The 16,705-nt window shown below is 73.4% G+C and carries 16 protein-coding genes; 13 read left to right on the top strand and 3 right to left on the bottom strand.

Annotated features, from left to right (window positions below; translation table 11 throughout):
- Nucleotides 1-34: 34 nt before the first annotated feature.
- From ABZ858_RS28015 to ABZ858_RS28005, 3 genes are all read right to left on the bottom strand, one after another.
- Nucleotides 35-694, bottom strand: coding sequence for a response regulator transcription factor (locus ABZ858_RS28015; protein ID WP_361384785.1), 660 nt, complete (start codon nt 692-694; stop codon nt 35-37).
- 318 nt (nt 695-1,012) lie between these two features.
- Nucleotides 1,013-2,419: a sensor domain-containing protein gene (locus tag ABZ858_RS28010; RefSeq protein WP_361384334.1), complete on the bottom strand. Its 1,407-nt coding sequence runs from the start codon at nt 2,417-2,419 to the stop codon at nt 1,013-1,015.
- A 180-nt stretch (nt 2,420-2,599) separates the two neighbouring features.
- The gene (locus ABZ858_RS28005) at nt 2,600-3,841 is read right to left on the bottom strand and encodes a sensor domain-containing protein (RefSeq protein WP_361384330.1); all 1,242 of its coding nucleotides are present in this window, start codon (nt 3,839-3,841) and stop codon (nt 2,600-2,602) included.
- A gap of 239 nt (nt 3,842-4,080) precedes the next feature.
- Between ABZ858_RS28005 and ABZ858_RS28000 the strand changes: the two genes are divergently transcribed.
- The 13 genes from ABZ858_RS28000 (at nt 4,081) to ABZ858_RS27940 (ending at nt 16,531) form a co-directional block, all read left to right on the top strand.
- Entirely contained in the window at nt 4,081-4,500 is a 420-nt protein-coding gene (locus ABZ858_RS28000) for an NADH-quinone oxidoreductase subunit A (protein ID WP_361384327.1), read from the top strand.
- A 56-nt stretch (nt 4,501-4,556) separates the two neighbouring features.
- Nucleotides 4,557-5,195, top strand: a complete 639-nt coding sequence (locus tag ABZ858_RS27995; protein ID WP_361384782.1) for an NADH-quinone oxidoreductase subunit B family protein — start codon at nt 4,557-4,559, stop codon at nt 5,193-5,195.
- On the top strand, nt 5,192-6,913 hold the full coding sequence (locus ABZ858_RS27990) for an NADH-quinone oxidoreductase subunit C (protein WP_361384323.1): 1,722 nt from the start codon (nt 5,192-5,194) through the stop codon (nt 6,911-6,913). The genes ABZ858_RS27995 and ABZ858_RS27990 overlap by 4 nt, the downstream gene beginning before the upstream one ends.
- Nucleotides 6,910-7,878, top strand: coding sequence for a complex I subunit 1 family protein (locus ABZ858_RS27985; RefSeq protein ID WP_361384321.1), 969 nt, complete (start codon nt 6,910-6,912; stop codon nt 7,876-7,878). The genes ABZ858_RS27990 and ABZ858_RS27985 overlap by 4 nt, the downstream gene beginning before the upstream one ends.
- Nucleotides 7,878-8,498, top strand: a complete 621-nt coding sequence (locus ABZ858_RS27980; protein ID WP_361384318.1) for an NADH-quinone oxidoreductase subunit I — start codon at nt 7,878-7,880, stop codon at nt 8,496-8,498. Before ABZ858_RS27985 ends, ABZ858_RS27980 begins: the two co-directional genes overlap by 1 nt.
- A complete protein-coding gene (locus tag ABZ858_RS27975; protein ID WP_361384315.1) occupies nt 8,495-9,178 on the top strand; it encodes an NADH-quinone oxidoreductase subunit J in 684 nt (227 codons plus the stop codon). Before ABZ858_RS27980 ends, ABZ858_RS27975 begins: the two co-directional genes overlap by 4 nt.
- On the top strand, nt 9,178-9,576 hold the full coding sequence (gene nuoK / locus ABZ858_RS27970) for an NADH-quinone oxidoreductase subunit NuoK (RefSeq protein ID WP_361384312.1): 399 nt from the start codon (nt 9,178-9,180) through the stop codon (nt 9,574-9,576). The genes ABZ858_RS27975 and nuoK overlap by 1 nt, the downstream gene beginning before the upstream one ends.
- Entirely contained in the window at nt 9,573-11,567 is a 1,995-nt protein-coding gene (locus tag ABZ858_RS27965) for an NADH-quinone oxidoreductase subunit L (protein WP_361384309.1), read from the top strand. The genes nuoK and ABZ858_RS27965 overlap by 4 nt, the downstream gene beginning before the upstream one ends.
- Before the next feature lie 6 nt (nt 11,568-11,573).
- Nucleotides 11,574-13,148, top strand: a complete 1,575-nt coding sequence (locus ABZ858_RS27960; RefSeq protein ID WP_361384306.1) for an NADH-quinone oxidoreductase subunit M — start codon at nt 11,574-11,576, stop codon at nt 13,146-13,148.
- A complete protein-coding gene (locus tag ABZ858_RS27955; protein ID WP_361384303.1) occupies nt 13,145-14,668 on the top strand; it encodes an NADH-quinone oxidoreductase subunit N in 1,524 nt (507 codons plus the stop codon). The genes ABZ858_RS27960 and ABZ858_RS27955 overlap by 4 nt, the downstream gene beginning before the upstream one ends.
- 192 nt (nt 14,669-14,860) lie before the next feature.
- Nucleotides 14,861-15,724, top strand: coding sequence for a zinc metalloprotease HtpX (gene htpX, locus ABZ858_RS27950; protein WP_361384300.1), 864 nt, complete (start codon nt 14,861-14,863; stop codon nt 15,722-15,724).
- Entirely contained in the window at nt 15,721-16,113 is a 393-nt protein-coding gene (locus ABZ858_RS27945) for a YccF domain-containing protein (protein WP_361384297.1), read from the top strand. The genes htpX and ABZ858_RS27945 overlap by 4 nt, the downstream gene beginning before the upstream one ends.
- A gap of 151 nt (nt 16,114-16,264) precedes the next feature.
- On the top strand, nt 16,265-16,531 hold the full coding sequence (locus ABZ858_RS27940) for a GlsB/YeaQ/YmgE family stress response membrane protein (protein ID WP_361384294.1): 267 nt from the start codon (nt 16,265-16,267) through the stop codon (nt 16,529-16,531).
- Nucleotides 16,532-16,705 lie beyond the last annotated feature (174 nt).

Raw genomic sequence — 16,705 nt, 5'->3', positions numbered from 1 at the left:
CGGGCGGCGCCCCTCCTGACACAGTGTCAACCGGTCAGGAGTTCAAATAGGTGAGGACTGCGAGAACACGCCGGTGATCCCCGTCACTCGGGGACAGGCCGAGCTTGAGGAAGATGTTGCTGACGTGCTTCTCCACCGCGCCGTCGCTCACCACCAGCCGACGGGCGATCGCCGAGTTCGTGCGCCCCTCGGCCATCAGGCCCAGCACCTCGCGCTCCCGCGGGGTCAGCCCCGCCAGCACGTCCTGCTTGCGGCTGCGCCCGAGCAGCTGGGCGACCACCTCCGGGTCCAGGGCCGTACCGCCCCGCGCCACCCGCACCACCGCGTCCACGAACTCCCGCACTTCGGCCACGCGGTCCTTGAGCAGATAGCCGACCCCGCGGCTGGAACCGGCCAGCAGCTCGGTGGCGTACCGCTCCTCCACGTACTGCGACAGCACCAGCACGCCGAGCCCGGGATGCGCCTTGCGCAGCAGCACCGCGGCCCGTACGCCCTCGTCGGTGTGGGTCGGCGGCATCCGCACGTCCGCCACGACCACGTCGGGCAGCTCGCCCTGGTCATGCAGCTCGGTGATGGTCTTGACCAGCGCCTCGGCGTCCCCGACACCGGCGACCACGTCGTGCCCGCGGTCGGTCAGCAACCGGGTCAGGCCCTCCCTGAGCAGCACTGAATCCTCGGCGATGACCACCCGCACCCTGTCCTCCACGATCTCCGGCCCCCCACAGCCTCACTGCTCCACGGCACTGCGTACGACGTGGTCCAGCATCCCAGCTACCGGACCTCGGCGCGCCCGGGCGGGAGAAAGGGGAAAGTTTCTGCGTTGTTCTTGGTCTTTGCGTTCTTGGTCTTCGTCTTTGCGTTCTTGCGTCTGCGCGTCGCGCGCGTGCGCTTGCACGCGCGTGGGGCGCGTGCGCGCCCGGGGTGTACGTGCCTCCCGCGCGCCGGCGCACATGGCGGCGGCCCGGGTGTCCTGTCCGGGCCGCCGCCGTCGGGTGGGCCGTGGGGCCGGCGGTCAGCGCCGCCAGGGCAGCTCGGCCGTCACCCGGGTGGGCCCGCCGGCCGGCGAGTCCACGACGAGGATGCCGTCCACCGCGTCCAGCCGCGCGGCCAGCCCCGCCAGCCCCGACCCGGCGGCCGCGTCCGCGCCGCCGGCACCGTCGTCCAGCACCTGGATCAGCAGCCGGTCGCCGGACCGCCACACGTCCACCGAGGCGGACCGTGCCCCGCTGTGCTTGCTGATGTTCTGCAGCAGCTCGGAGACCGTGAAGTAGGCGATGCCCTCGATGGCCGCCGCCGGGCGCTGCGCGAGGTCCACCTCCACCCTCACCGGCACCGTGCAGCGCGAGGCCACCGACGACAGGGCCGCGTCCAGGCCGCGGTCGGTCAGTACGGCGGGATGGATGCCGCGGGCCAGGTCGCGCAGCTCCTGCAGCGCGGTCTTCACCTCGCCGTGCGCCTCGTCCACCATCCGGGCCGCCGTCCGCGGGTCCTCGGCCAGCTTCTCCTTCGCCAGGCCCAGGTCCATCGCCAGCGCCACCAGCCGGGCCTGCGCCCCGTCGTGCAGGTCACGCTCGATGCGCCGCAGGTCGGCCGCCGCCGTGTCGACCACGGCCCCGCGGTCCGACTCCAGCTCCTCCACCCGCGCCGACAGCCGCGACGGCCCCAGCAGGCCGTACACCAGCACCCGGTCCACCGTGGTCAGCGCCCGGACGATCCACGGGGTGGCCAGCGTGATCAGCAGGCCGACCAGGGCGGTCACCCCGATCTCGAACGGGTTGTCGAGGAAGATCCGGTGGTGGCCGTCGCCGTAGAGCTGGATGCCGCCCTGGCCCGCCCACATCGGGAAGACCCAGAACCACAGCGGGTACGTCAGCAGCGTCCAGCCGGTGGTCCACAGGGCCACCGTGACCACGAAGGAGAACACCGCCCACGGGAACTGGAGCACGGCGTAGAGCAGCGCCCGCCACGAGGCGCCGCTCTTGAGCACCGCGCCGGTCCAGGCCAGCGCGCCGTGCCCCTTCGTCCGCAGCGGCTCCGGCTCACCCACCGCCATGCCGAGCAGCGAGTTGGCCCGCGCCCGCTCCAGCATGCCGAAGCCCCGGCAGCCGGCCAGCGCCCCCGCCAGCACCGGCACTCCGAGGAAGGTCACCAGCAGTCCGGCGCCCAGCGCCACCATGGTGACCGCGTAGGTGAAGAGCACGATCCCGATCGGCAGGCCCAGCAGCACATAGCCGAACTCGCGCCGGCTGCGCGCCTCGAACGGCGCCCGCAGCCCGGCGGGCACCCGGTGGTGCGGGGCCGGCCGCCGGACGTCGTCGCCGTCGTCGCCGTGCCGGCCGTCGTGGAATGCGGCCCCGCGGTAGGGCGCGTACCGCGATCCGTGCTCCGGTCCGTACTGCGTTCCGTACTGGGTGGCCATCGGTGTCGTCCGTTCTCCTCGTGTGCCGCGCTGCGCGGGTGTCGTCCCGCCGTACCTCAAGACTGCTCGGCCGCGGGCCGCGCGGCCATGGAGTGCGTCGGCGTCTCGGCCCGGGGGTTTTCCCCACCCCGGGCCACCGCGGCGCGGTCCCGGTGCCTTCCAGGGGCCGCCGCGTGCCCGTCATTTCCCGCGGCCGCGTACGCCCGTCCCGGCGCGGGAGCCCTCCGTACGGTCGCGCCAGGGCAGCTCCGCCGTGACCGTCGTCGGGCCGCCCTGCGGCGACTCCACGACGAACAGCCCGTCCACGGCGCCCAGCCGCTCCGCCAGCCCCCGCATGCCCGTACCGCCCTCAAGGCCGGCGCCGCCGACACCGTCGTCCCACACCTGGATCAGCAGCCGGTCGCCGGACCGCCACACCTCCACGGAGGCGGACCGTGCCCCGCTGTGCTTGCTGATGTTCTGCAGCAGCTCGGAGACGGTGAAGTAGGCGATGCCCTCGATGGCCTCGGCCGGACGCGCGGGCAGGTCGGCCGTCACCTTCACCGGCACCGTGCAGCGCGAGGCCACCGACGACAGGGCCGCGTCCAGGCCGCGGTCGGTCAGTACGGCGGGATGGATGCCGCGGGCCAGGTCGCGCAGCTCCTGCAGCGCGAGCTTCACCTCGCCGTGCGCCTCCGCCACCATCGCGGCCGCCGTGTCCGGGTCCTCCAGCAGCTTCTCCTTGGCCAGGCCCAGCCCCATGGCCAGATTGACCAGCCGCGCCTGCGCCCCGTCGTGCAGGTCCCGCTCGATGCGCCGCAGATCGGCGGCGGCGGTGTCCACCACGACACCCCGGTCGGACTCCAGTTCGGCGATCCGCCGCTCCAGCTCGTCGGAGGGCGACAGCAGCCCGCGCACCATCGCGCGGTCCACGTTCGCCAGCCCGCGCGCGAGGAACGGCAGCACCGGCCACAGCACGAACAGCGAGGTCAGCGTCACGGCGAAGGTGAGGATGCCCCAGGGCAGCCGGATGAATTCGTACAGGACCGTGCGCCAGCCCACCGGGTCCTTCACCGTCAGCCACAGCCGGTTGAGCCACCCGTTCGTGCGGTTCCGCGGCAGCGGGCTCGGCTCGTCGATCCGCACGCCCAGCAGCGAGCGGGCGCGCGCCCGCTCCAGCCGGCCGAGCAGCCGCGATCCCGTCAGCCCGGCCGCGAGCAGCGGCAGGCCCACCACGGTGACGGTCAGCGCGGCGCCGGTGAACAGCACGGACACCACGTAGACGAAGCCGATCAGCGCCGTCGGCAGGTTGAGCAGGAGATGCGTGATCTCCTTCCAGGTGGGCAGGTCGTAGGCGAGACGGGCCGGCGGCGGCAGCCGGTCGTGGTCCGTGTCCCCGGCGCCCGAGGCCGCCGGACCGGCGGAGGAGATGGGTGCGGTCATACGGGCCAGCGTGCCGCGTGGCGGGCGCGCGCGCCATGAGGTCGGCCGCCCTGGTGGGCGGGGGAAAACCCCACCCCAGGTCTACTCCGGGTCTACTCCGGGCCCGCTCCCGGGCCCGGCCCGCGTCCCACCCTGCGGCGGGCTGCTTACCGGCTCTTTATCAGGGCCTAGACTCCCGTGCGTACAGATCGTCGAACACTGGTCACGAGGATCACGGTCAGGGAGCGAGGGAACGGACGGTGTCTGAGACGGTGCCGGAGACGGCGCGGGGGCAGGCCGTCGTCGTCGCGGCGGACTACTTCCACTCCTATTCGGTCGTCGGGCTGCTCGCCGTCGTCGGCGTGCTGTTCGTGGCCGTCGCGTTCGGCGCGGGCCGGCTGCTGCGCCCGGTGGTGCCCACGCCCGAGAAGCTGCTGACCTACGAGTGCGGCGTCGATCCCGTCGGCGAGGGCTGGGCGCACACCCAGGTCCGCTACTACGTCTACGCCTTCCTCTACGTGATCTTCGCCGTCGACTCGATCTTCCTGTTCCCCTGGGCGACGGTCTTCGCCGCCCCCGGCTACGGCGCGGCGACGCTGGTGGAGATGTTCGTCTTCCTCGGCTTCCTGACCGTGGGCCTGCTGTACGCCTACAAGAAGGGCGTCCTGGCATGGACGTGAACCCCTCGGTGCCCGGGCCCGTGACGCCGCCCGGCCCCGTAACGCCGCCCGAGCCCGTGAACGAGCCCGTCGCGCTGCCGGAGCCCAAGCGGCTCGGCGCCCTGTCCCGGCTGGCCCCCGAGCCGATGAAGGTCGTCCTGAACTGGGGCCGCCGCTACTCGCTGTGGGTCTTCAACTTCGGCCTGGCCTGCTGCGCGATCGAGTTCATCGCCGCGTCGATGGCCCGGCACGACTTCATCCGGCTCGGCGTGATCCCGTTCGCGCCCGGGCCCCGCCAGGCCGACCTGATGGTGGTCTCCGGCACGGTCACCGACAAGATGGCCCCCGCCGTCAAACGCCTGTACGAACAGATGCCCGAGCCGAAGTACGTCATCTCCTTCGGCGCCTGCTCCAACTGCGGCGGCCCCTACTGGGACTCGTACTCCGTGACCAAGGGCGTCGACCAGATCATCCCCGTCGACGTCTACGTCCCCGGCTGCCCGCCCCGCCCCGAGGCGCTGCTCCAGGGCATCCTGAAGCTCCAGGAGAAGATCGCGCGGGAGTCGCTGGGGGAGCGGTACGGGACCGGGACGGCACGTCCGCCGGCGGCGGCGCTGCGGAGCGGACTGGTGCGGCCGCCGGAGGCCACGGGCGGCACGGGTGGCACGGGTGGCACGGGTGGCGTGGGCGGCGCGGGCGAGGGGGACGCGCGATGAGCGGTACCGGCTGGCTGCCCGCGCCCGCCGCCGAACTGTTCGGCGCCGAGGCCACGGCGGAGGAGTCCTACGAGGTCCTGACGGTGGACGTGCCGCCGGGCTCCTGGGTGCCCGCGCTGCTGACCGCCCGCGACGGACTGGGCTGCACCTTCTTCGACTGGCTGAGCGCCGTCGACGAACCCGGCACCGGCTTCCGGATCGCGGCGCACGTCGTCGCCCTGGCCCCGGTACGGCGGCTGCTCCTGCGCACCACGGTGCCGCACGGAACGCCCGTCCTGCCCAGCGCGGTCGACGTCTACGCGGGCGCGGCCTGGCACGAGCGCGAGACCCACGAAATGTTCGGCGTCCGCTTCGAGGGCCACCCCGGCCTGGACCACCTCCTCCTCCCGGAGAACTTCGAGGGCCACCCGCTGCGCAAGGACTTCGTCCTGGCCGCCCGGGTCGCCAAGGCGTGGCCGGGGGCGAAGGAACCGGGCGAGTCCGAGCACGGCGGCCCCAAGCGGCGCCAGATGCTGCCCCCGGGCGTGCCCGACCCCAACGAGTGGGGCCCCCTCAAGGGCCGGCTCCCGGCCGCCCCGGCCCGCCCGGCCAGGGGCGCGGGCCGGGCGGCGGGCGAGCGGGCGGCGGGGGCGCGTACGGCGGGCGCGAGTGCGGCCGGTGACCGCCCGGCCCGCGCCGCCGCCGGCGACCGTCCGGTGCGCCGCACCCGTACGGCGGCCCAGGGCTCGGCGAGCCAGGCCGGCCCGGGGGAGCCGGGGGAGGAAACGACGGAGGCGGCTTCCGGGACTATCGGGACTGCCGGGGCGGGTGGAGCGACTGGGGCCAGTGGGCCGACAGGGGCGACTGAGGCCGGTGGGCCGATTGAGGCGAGTGGGCCGACTGGGGTGACTCCGTCCGCCGGGGACACCGGGGCTGCTGAGCCGACTCCGTCCGCCGGGACGGCCGGGGCGACTCCGTCCGCAGGAGCGGCGGGGACCGCCGCCGAAGGCACTCCGGTCACCGGAGCCGCCGCCCGGCCCCGCCGGATGCGCAGCGCGAGCCAGGGCTCGGTGAGCCAGACGGCGCCGGACTCCGGGGCCGGGGCGCCCATCGAGGCGGAGCCACCCACCGAGACCGGGCCGGAGGCCGCCACCGAAGACGCCGCCACGCGGAAGCAGAAGGCGGCCGAGGACGCCACGCCGGGGACCCCCTCGACGGAGGCGGGAGGCCCCGCCGCCGAGGCATCCGTGGCCCACGAGCCGACCACGCCGGCCGCCGACGACACGCCGGCTGCCGAGGACGCGACGACCACCGAGAAGACGCCGGCTGCCGAGGACATGCCGACCACCGAGAAGACGTCGGCCACCCAGGACACAACGGCCACCGACGACACGTCGGCCACCCAGGACACAACGGCCACCGACGACTCGTCGGCCGCCCATGACACAGCAACCGCCGAGGACCCAGCGCCACAACGCCCCGCCCCGCGCCCGGCCGGCCCCCGCCGTGCGCGGAGCGCGAGCGGCGGTTCGGCCGCGCAGCGGGCAGGGACGCAAACGCCCGGGAACACACCCGAGCCGCCCACCCCGCCGGCACCGCCCAGCACCGCCCGCAGCTCCGACGCCCCGTGGCACCACGCCCGCCCGGCCTTCGACGAGGACGAACCGACGGCGAAGAAGCCCGACAAGGCCCCCGAAGACCCCGACGCTCCCGACGCCCCCGAAGGAGGCCCGCGGTGAACGACGTGGTCGACGTCGCCCTGCGACTCCTGGTCGTCTTCGTGGTCTTCCTCACCTTCCCTCTGATCGTCGGCCAGACCGAGCACAAGGTGATGGCCCACATGCAGGGCCGCCTCGGCCCCATGTACGCCGGCGGCTTCCACGGCTGGGCGCAGCTCGTCGCGGACGGCGTGAAGTTCGCGCAGAAGGAGGACGTGGTCCCGGCGGGCGCCGACCGCCGCGTCTTCCAGCTGGCCCCCGCCGTCGCCCTCCTCCCGTACCTCCTGGTGCTGCTCGCCGTCCCGATCGGCCCCGGCGAGGGCGCGGTCGGCCAGGTGGTGGACGCGGGCGTCTTCTTCGTGCTCGCCGTGATGGGCGTGGGTGTGCTCGGCTCGCTCATGGCCGGATGGGCCTCCGCCAACAAGTTCTCCCTGCTCGGCGGCTTGCGCACCGCCGCCCAGCTCCTGGCCTACGAACTGCCGATGCTGCTCGCCGCCGCCTCCGTGGCGATGGCGGCCGGCACCGTCTCCCTCCCCGGCATCCTGGGCGCCTTCCACTGGTGGTGGCTGCCCTGGCAGCTCGTCGGCGCGGTCGTCTTCTTCGTGGCCGGCCTCGCCGAACTGCAACGCCCGCCCTTCGACATGCCCGTCGCCGACTCCGAGATCATCTTCGGCGCGTACACCGAGTACACCGGCCTGCGGTTCGCCCTGTTCCTGCTCGCCGAGTACGCCGGGATCGTCGTCCTGTGCGGCCTGACCACCGTCCTCTTCCTGGGCGGCTGGCACGGCCCCTGGGGAGCGGACGGCCTCGGCTGGTTGTGGACGCTGCTGAAGACGGCCGTGCTGGCCTTCGTCGTGATCTGGCTGCGCGTCACCTACCCCCGGCTGCGCGAGGACCAGCTCCAGAAACTCTCCTGGACCCTCCTCGTCCCCCTCTCCCTCGCCCAGATCGCCCTCACCGGCATCGTCAAGGTGGTGATCTCCTGATGGCTCCCTTCCCCGGCTCCGGCCTGGCCAAGGGCCTCGCCGTCACCCTGCGCACGATGACGCGCAAGACCGTCACCGAGCAGTACCCGGACACCCAGCCCGACCTTCCGCCCCGTACCCGCGGCGTGATCGGCCTGTTCGAGGAGAACTGCACGGTCTGCATGCTGTGCGCCCGCGAGTGCCCGGACTGGTGCATCTACATCGACTCCCACAAGGAGACGGTCCCGGCCGCGGTCCCCGGCGGCCGCGAACGCAGCCGCAACGTCCTGGACCGCTTCGCCATCGACTTCTCCTTGTGCATGTACTGCGGTATCTGCATCGAGGTCTGCCCCTTCGACGCCCTGTTCTGGTCCCCGGAGTTCGAGTACGCCGAGACCGACATCCGCGACCTCACCCACGAGCGCGACAAGCTCCGCGAGTGGATGTGGACCGTCCCGGCCCCGCCCGCCCTCGACCCCGGCGCCGAGGAACCGAAGGAGGCCGCCGCCGCCCGCAAGACCGCCGAGAAGCTCGCCGCCCAGCAGGAAGCCGCCCAGCAGGAAGCCGCCCAGCAGGAAGCCGCCCAGCAAGAGGCCGCCTCGCAGAAAGCCCCCTCGCAGGAACAGGAAGGAGAAGCGTGACCCCCGCCGCAGCCCACCCCGGCTTCCTCTCCCCGGCCGGCGTCGAGATCGCCTTCCTCCTCGTCGGCCTGGTCACCTTCGGCGCCGCGCTCGTCACCGTCACCACCCGGCAACTGGTGCACGCCGCGCTCTGGCTGGTGGTCGCCCTCGGCGGCATCGCCGTCGAGTACCTGCTGCTCACCGCCGAGTTCATCGCCTGGGTGCAGGTCCTCATCTACGTCGGTTCCGTCGTCGTCCTCCTCCTGTTCGGGCTGATGCTCACCAAGGCCCCCATCGGCCGCTCCCCGGACGCGGACTCCGGCAACCGCTGGGCCGCCCTCGCCGTGGCCGTGGCCGCCGCGGCCGCCCTGGTCTGGGTGGTCGCCGACGCCTTCCGCACCACCTGGATCGACCTGGACGGCACCGCCGCCGGCTCCACGAAGGTCACCGGCGAGAGCCTCTTCCAGAACTGGGTCCTGCCCTTCGAAGCCCTCTCCGTCCTCCTCCTCGCCGCCCTGGTCGGCGCGATCGTCCTGTCCCGCAAGGCGAAAGCGAACCAAGCCGCCCACCCGGCCCCCGCCGCCCACCGGCCCCCCGGCGCCGACACCGCCCACCCGGCCCCCGACGCCGACGCCGCCCACCCGGCCCCCGACGCCGCCGCCGGTGGCCGGTCCGCGGCCACCGAGGAAGGCACCCGCTGATGCACCTCGCCTATCCCGCCGTGCTCTCGGCCCTCCTCTTCTGCACCGGCCTGTACGGCGTCCTCGCCCGCCGGAACGCGATCCTGGTCCTCATGTCGGTCGAGCTGATGCTCAACGCCGTCAACCTCGATCTGGTCGCCTTCGACGTCTGGCTCAGCAAGGCCGCCACCGACACCCTGCACTCCGGCCAGGCCCTGACCCTGTTCACCATCGCCATCGCCGCCGCCGAGATCGGCATCGGCCTGGCGATCGTCCTCGCCGTGTACCGCGACCGCGGCACCTCGGACATCGACCGGCTCCGCGACGCCGCCGAGGGCCCCGACGACGACTTCGACGACGCCCCCGGCGACGCCGCCGCGACCGCGCGGCCCGCCGAGAAGACCGAGGCCACCGCGTGACCACGACCACCCTCGCCGTCCTCGTCCCCCTCCTCCCGTTCCTGGGGGCCGCCGCCGGCCTGCTGCTCGGCCGTACCGCCCCCGCCCTCGTCCGCCCGCTCGCCGTCCTGCCGGCGCTCGCCTCGCTCGTCCTGGCCGTCCTCGTCGCCGCCGCCCAGGGCGGCGGCCGGTCCGTCGACGCCGCCACCGAGCTGACCCCCACCGGCTCGGTCCCCATCGAGCTGGCCCTGCACATCGACGGCTACGCCGCCCTCGTCGCCGTCCTGGTCGCCGTCGTCGCCACCTGCGTGCAGCTCTACTCGACCGGCTATCTGCGCGACGACCCGCGCTACGCCTCGTACGCCGCCCTCGTCTCCCTGTTCACCTCCGCGATGCTGCTCGTCGTCTACTCCGGCGACCTGATCGTGCTGCTGGTCGGCTGGGAGGTCATGGGCATCTGCTCCTACTTCCTGGTCGGCCACTACTGGGAGACCCCGGAGGCCCGCGCCGCCTCCGTCAAGGCGTTCCTGGTCACCAAGCTCGGCGACGTACCGTTCCTGATCGGCCTGTTCGCGCTCGCCGGCGACGCCGGCTCCTTCCGCATCACCGAGATCCTCGGCACCGTCGCCGGCGGCGGCCTGCACCACCCCACACTGATCGCGCTGCTGCTCCTGGCGGGCGTGGCGGGCAAGTCGGCGCAGTTCCCGCTGCACACCTGGCTGCCCGACGCGATGGCGGGCCCCACGCCCGTCTCCGCGCTGATCCACGCCGCGACGATGGTCGCCGCCGGTGTCTACTTCGTCGCCCGTCTCCTCCCCGTCTTCCAGGCGTCCACGGCCGCGATGACCGTCCTCGCCGTCCTGGCCGCCGTCACGATGGCCGGCTCGGCGCTCGCCGCCCTCGCCCAGGACGACATCAAACGCGTCCTCGCCTACTCGACGATCGGCCAGCTCGGCTACATGACCGGCGCCCTCGCCGTCGGCGCCCCCGGGGCCGCCGTCTTCCACCTCCTGTCCCACGGCGCCTTCAAGGCGCTGCTCTTCCTCGCCGCCGGGGTGGTCATCCACGCCGCGGGCACCAACTCGCTGGCCGCCATGTCCCGCATGGGCGACCTGCGCGACCGTGTCCCCGACGCCTACTGGACGATGACCGTCGCCCTCCTCGCCCTCGCCGCGATCCCGCCCTTCAGCGGCTTCTTCTCCAAGGAGTCCGTCCTCGGCGCCGCCGAGCACGTCGCCACCGGCCACACCGGCCAGGCCCCCGGAGCGGCCGGCTGGATCGTCCTCGTCGCCGGACTCGTCACCGCCCTGCTCACCGCCGCGTACGCGCTGCGCCTGTGGCTGCTGGCCTTCCGCGGCCGGGGCGCCGAGGCCCCCGGCCACGGCAGGCAGCCCCTGGCCATGAACGCCGTGCTCTGGGTGCTCGCCGTGCCCTCCCTCGCCTTCGGCGGCCTCGCCTTCCGTGTGCTGCCCGACTGGTTCGGCGGCGCCTCCCTCGCCCCGACCCTGACCACCTCCGTCCTCGGCACCGGACTCGCCCTGGCCGGCGGCATCGCCTGCTACGCCGCCTGGCGGCACACCACCGCCCTGGCCGCCCGCACCCCGCTGGGCGCGGTCGCCGCCCACCCGGAGGCCGATGCCGGAGTAGTCGAGGCGGAGGCCATCGCCAGCCACCGGCCCGCCTACGGGGACATCGCCTACGCGGCGGACCCGGCCGACCCCGGACGCCTGCTGCTCGGCCCGCTGCACCGCCACGCGGCCGCCGGCTTCCACCTCGACGCCGGGTACGCGGCCCTCTTCGTCCGCCCGGTACTGGCCGCCGCCGACCTCGTCCGGTTCCTCGACCGGGAGGTCGTCGAGACCTACGTACGCGGCGCCGGGGCCGTGCCCCGGCTGCTCGGCGCCGCCGTACGGCGTGCCCAGACCGGCAATGTGCAGACCTATGTGAGCGCGCTGCTCGCCGGCACCGTCGTCCTGGCGGTCGCCGTCCTCCTCGTCGCCTCGGGAGCGTGAGCAGCCGTGATCGGTATCAGCGAGTCCGTGATGCAGGTCCTTCTGGCGTTCGTCGTCGTCGGCCCGCTCCTGGGGGCGCTCGCCGCCCTCCTGCCCGCGCCGCCCGGGCTGAAGGGGAAGTCACCCGAGCAGGCCGTGCTCCGGCACGGAGTGACCGTCACCGGCGTCGTCCTGGCCGCCGCGATCGTCCTGGCGCTCGGCTTCGACCACGGCCACCCGTCGACGATGCAGGCCACGACCGACATCAGCTGGATCCCCGCACTCCACGTGCGCATCCACCTCGGCATCGACGGCATCTCCCTCCCCCTCGTCGTACTGACCGCGCTGCTGGCCTTCCTCTGCGCGCTGTACAGCTACTTCAAGCCCCCCGCGGGCCCGGCCCCGAAAGCCTTCGTCGCACTGCTGCTCCTGCTGGAGGCCGGCACGCTCGCGACCTTCTCCGTACTCGATCTGGTGCTGTTCTTCCTCGCCTTCGAGACGGTGCTCATCCCGATGTACTTCCTCATCGCCCGCTGGGGCGGCGAGGGCCGGCGGGCCGCCGCCTGGCGGTTCATCCTCTACACCCTCCTCGGCTCGGTCGTCATGCTGCTCGGCCTGCTCCTGATCGGGATCAAGGCCGGCACTTTCGACATGGTGGCACTCGCCACTGACAACGGCCGGTCGCTCACCGCGTCCGTGCAGGTCATCGCCGTTTTGGCGATCGGTCTCGGGCTCGCGGTGAAGACCCCGATGTGGCCGCTGCACAGCTGGCTGCCGGACGCCCACACCGCCGCCCCGACCACCGGTTCGGTGCTGCTGGCCGGCGTGCTGCTGAAGATGGGCACGTACGGGTTCGTCCGGATCCTGCTGCCGATCGCGCCGCACGGCTTCCGCACCTTCGCGCCCTACCTCGCCGCGTTCGCCGTCGCCGGGATCGTCTACGGCTCCCTGGCCTGCCTGGCCCTGGCGAAACCGGGCGCGAAGGGCGACCTGAAACGCCTCATCGCCTACTCCTCCGTCGGCCACATGGGCTTCGTGCTCCTCGGCATCGCCACGATGACCCCGACCGGCGTGAACGGCGCCCTGTTCGCCAACATCGCCCACGGCCTCATCACCGGCCTGCTCTTCTTCCTGGTCGGCGGCGTCAAGGACCGCACCGGGAGCACCGACCTCGACACCCTCGCGGAACAGACCGGCGCCGCCCTGTACGGCAGGGCGCCCCGCCTGGGCGGCCTGCTCGCCTTCGGCGCGGTCGCCTCGCTCGGACTGCCGGGGCTGGCCGGCTTCTGGGGCGAGATGCTCGCCCTGTTCGGCGCGTTCGACCCCGCCGCCGGCCTCAGCCGTCCCGCCTTCCGCACCTTCCTGGCGATCGCTGCGACCGGCACCCTGCTGACCGCCGCGTACATGCTCGCCGTGGTCCGCCGCGTCTGCATGGGCGGCGCGGCGCGGGAGACACCGAAGCTCCCCGACGTCCGCGGCTTCGAGTTCGCGGCCTGGACCCCGCTCGTCGCCCTCACCGTCCTCGCCGGACTGTGGCCGGGGGCCCTCCTCCGGCTCACCGACCCGGCCGTGCAGCAGCTCCTCGCAGGAGGCACCCGATGAGCGCCCCGGCCCAGCAGCTGGCCGCCTCGGCGGTCCAGTCCGTCGACTGGCTCGCGATCACACCGCCCACCCTCACCGCGGTGATCGCGCTCGTGGTCCTGGTGGCCGACCTGTTCGTGCCCGAGGCCCGCAAGCCGCTGCTCGGCTGGGTCCCGGTCGCGGGCCTCGCCGCCGCCACGCTGTCGCTGCTGCCCCTCCTGGACGGCGACCGCGGCACCTTCTGCCTGCCCCGCCAGCCGCGGGTGTGCAGCTACACGGCCGACCACTTCACCCTCGTCGTCCAGTTCCTGGTCCTCGGCGCCGCCCTCCTGGTGGCCCTGCTGTCGGTCACCGCCCTCAAGGACGCGCGCGGGGGCCTGCCCGAGGGGGAGTACTGGTTCCTGCTGCTGTCCGCCACCGCCGGCGCCGCCCTGCTGCCCGCCGCGCGCGACCTGGCGACCCTGATCGTCGCCCTGGAGGTGGCCTCCCTGCCCGCCTTCGCGCTCGTCGGCCTCCGGCACGGCGACCGCAGGTCCTCCGACGCGGCCCTGAAGTTCTTCCTGTCCTCGGTGACCGCCACCGCCGTCAGCCTGCTGGGCGTCAGCTTCGTCTACGCCACCACCGGCACCCTCTACCTCACCCAGGTCGCCGCCCGCATCCAGCACGTGGACGGGCAGTTCCACACCCTGGCGCAGACCGGGGTCGTCCTCACCCTCGTCGGCTTCGCCTTCAAGCTGGCCGCCGTCCCCTTCCACTTCTGGGTGCCCGACACCTATGCGGGCGCGCCCCTGCCGATCGCCGCCTACCTGTCGGTCGTCGGCAAGGCGGTCGGCTTCACCGGCCTGATCCTCGTCACCGTCGTCGCCTTCCCCTCGTACGCCGGCGTGTGGGGCCCGGCCCTGGCCGTCCTGGCCGCGCTGACCATGACCGTCGGCAACGTCGGCGCCCTGCGCCAGCACCCCACGCGCGCGTACAGCGCGGTCCGGCTGCTCGCCTGGTCCTCCGTCGGCCAGGCCGGCTACCTCCTGGTGCCGATCGCCGCGGCCGGCTACGCGCACGACGCCCGGAAGTCGATCGGCTCCACGGTCGCCTACGCCCTGATGTACGCGGTCGTGAACCTGGGCGCCTTCACCGTGGCCGCCCTGGTGGGCCGCACCCGCACCCGCAACCGCGTCGCGGACTACCGCGGCCTGTACGCCGCCCGCCCGGTGACCGCCCTCCTGCTGGCCTTCTTCCTGCTGTGCCTGGCCGGACTGCCCCCCGGCGTCATCGGCCTGTTCGCGAAGGTCACCGTCTTCTCCGCCGCCGTCGACGCCGGCCTCGGCTGGCTCGCCGTCGTCATGGCCGTCAACGTCGTCATCGCGCTCTTCTACTACCTCCAGTGGACGGCGCTGCTCTTCCGCGCCCCCGAGGGCGCACCCGCCCGGCTGCGGATGCCCGCGCCCCTCACCGCCGCGCTCACCCTGACGGGCCTGCTCGGCATCGCGCTGTCCGGCGCGCCGCAGCTGGTGCTGCGGTTCGCGGGCGGCGGCCTGTTCTGAGCCGCCCGGCGCGGGCACCCGTCCCGCTCACCCGGACGGCCCGCACGCCGTCGCACGGGTCAGGGAACCCGGCGCCCCCGCCTGGCGTTGACCAGTACGGAAGGGTCCACTGGACGTGACACCACGGCACCGGTGGCACCCGGACAGCACAAGCGAAGGGTTCCCCTGCCGCACTACTCAGGAGGGCGTACCGTGCACCGCCGGCACAACGGGCTCAGGACCGCAGTCCTCCTCGGGGGACTGTCCGCACTCATCATCGTCATCGGCAGCTTCTTCGGCCGCACCGGACTGGTCGTCGCCGTCCTCATCGCCCTGGGCACCAACGCGTACGCGTACTGGAACAGCGACAAGCTGGCCCTGCGCGCGATGCGGGCCCGCCCGGTCAGCGAGTTCGAGGCCCCGGCCCTGTACCGCATGGTCCGCGACCTCTCCACCCAGGCCCGCCAGCCGATGCCCCGCCTGTACATCTCGCCGACGGAGGCGCCCAACGCCTTCGCGACCGGCCGCAATCCGCGCAACGCCGCCGTGTGCTGCACGGAAGGCATCCTGCGCCTTCTGGACGAGCGCGAGCTGCGCGGGGTCATCGGCCATGAGCTGAGCCATGTCTACAACCGCGACATCCTGATCTCCTCGGTGGCCGGCGCGCTCGCCTCGGTGATCATGTTCCTGGTCAACTTCGCCTGGCTGATCCCGGTCGGCCGCTCCGACGACGACGAGGGCCCGGGCATCTTCGGCATGCTCCTGATCATGATCCTCGGCCCGCTCGCCGCCAGCCTCATCCAGCTCGCCATCAGCCGCTCCCGGGAGTACGAGGCCGACGCGTCCGGCGCCCGCATCACCGGCGACCCGCTCGCCCTGGCCGGCGCCCTGCGCAAGCTGGAGGCGGGCACCCAGCAGCTCCCGCTGCCCCCGGAACCGCGCATCGAGACCGCCAGCCACATGATGATCGCGAACCCCTTCCGCGCGGGTCAGGGGCTGTCGAAGATGTTCTCCACGCACCCGCCCATGGCGGAACGCATCGCCCGACTCGAACAGATGGCAGGTCGCCGACAGTGAAGACAATCCTCAACGTCATCTGGCTGGTCCTCAGCGGCTTCTGGCTGTTCCTCGGCTACCTCCTCGCCGGGGTGCTGCTGTGCGTCACGGTGATCGGCATCCCGTTCGGCATAGCGGCCTTCCGCATCGGCGTCTACGCCCTGTGGCCCTTCGGGTACACCACGGTCGAGCGCCGCGACGCGGGCGCCCCGTCCTGCCTCGGCAACGTCCTGTGGCTGGTGCTGGCCGGCTGGTGGCTGACGATCGCCCACATCGTCACGGGCGTCATGCTGTGCGTCACGATCATCGGCATCCCGTTCGGCATCGCCAACTTCAAGCTCATCCCGGTCTCGCTGCTCCCGCTGGGCCGCGAGATCGTCCGCACCGACGAGCCCTTCGCGACCCGCTGACCTCACGCGCGTGCCGGGGCCCCGCACCCGGCCGGCGGCGCAACCGCGGCACGGCCCCGCGGCGTCTTCCAGAACGGCAAGGCGCGCACCCGCGCGCGGCACAAAACGGGCGACGCGCACACCGGGTCGCCGGAAAGGGCAGGTTCAGGACATGGGTGTCATCAGCTGGATCATCCTGGGCCTGTTGGCCGGGGCCGTCGCGAAGCTCCTGCTGCCGGGCCGTGACCCGGGCGGCCTCATCGGTACGACCCTCATCGGTGTCGCGGGTGCCTTCATCGGCGGCTGGATCTCGGCCCGCTGGCTCGGCCACCCGATCCCCAAGCACTTCTACGACGGCGCCACCTGGGCGGCGGCCATCGGCGGCTCGCTCGTGCTGCTGATCGCCTACCGCATCCTCTTCGGCAACTCACGCGACTAGGCCCGCGCCCGGGCGGTCCGCGCGGACAGCGTGAGGGGGGTGGGGGGGGGGCGGGGGGGGGGGCGCCCCCCCCCCCCCCCCCCCCAAAAGCCACCTGAGCACCGAAGGGTCGGGAGAGAGGGAGGGGGCGGCGGGGAGCGAGGCGGGGGGGGGGAGGCGGGGTGGGCGGCGGGG

Origin of the sequence: Streptomyces sp. NPDC047017 (assembly GCF_040644175.1) — a bacterium.
In the GTDB taxonomy this organism is placed as follows: Bacteria; Actinomycetota; Actinomycetes; order Streptomycetales; family Streptomycetaceae; genus Streptomyces.
This window is presented reverse-complemented; position numbering and strand designations above follow the sequence as displayed.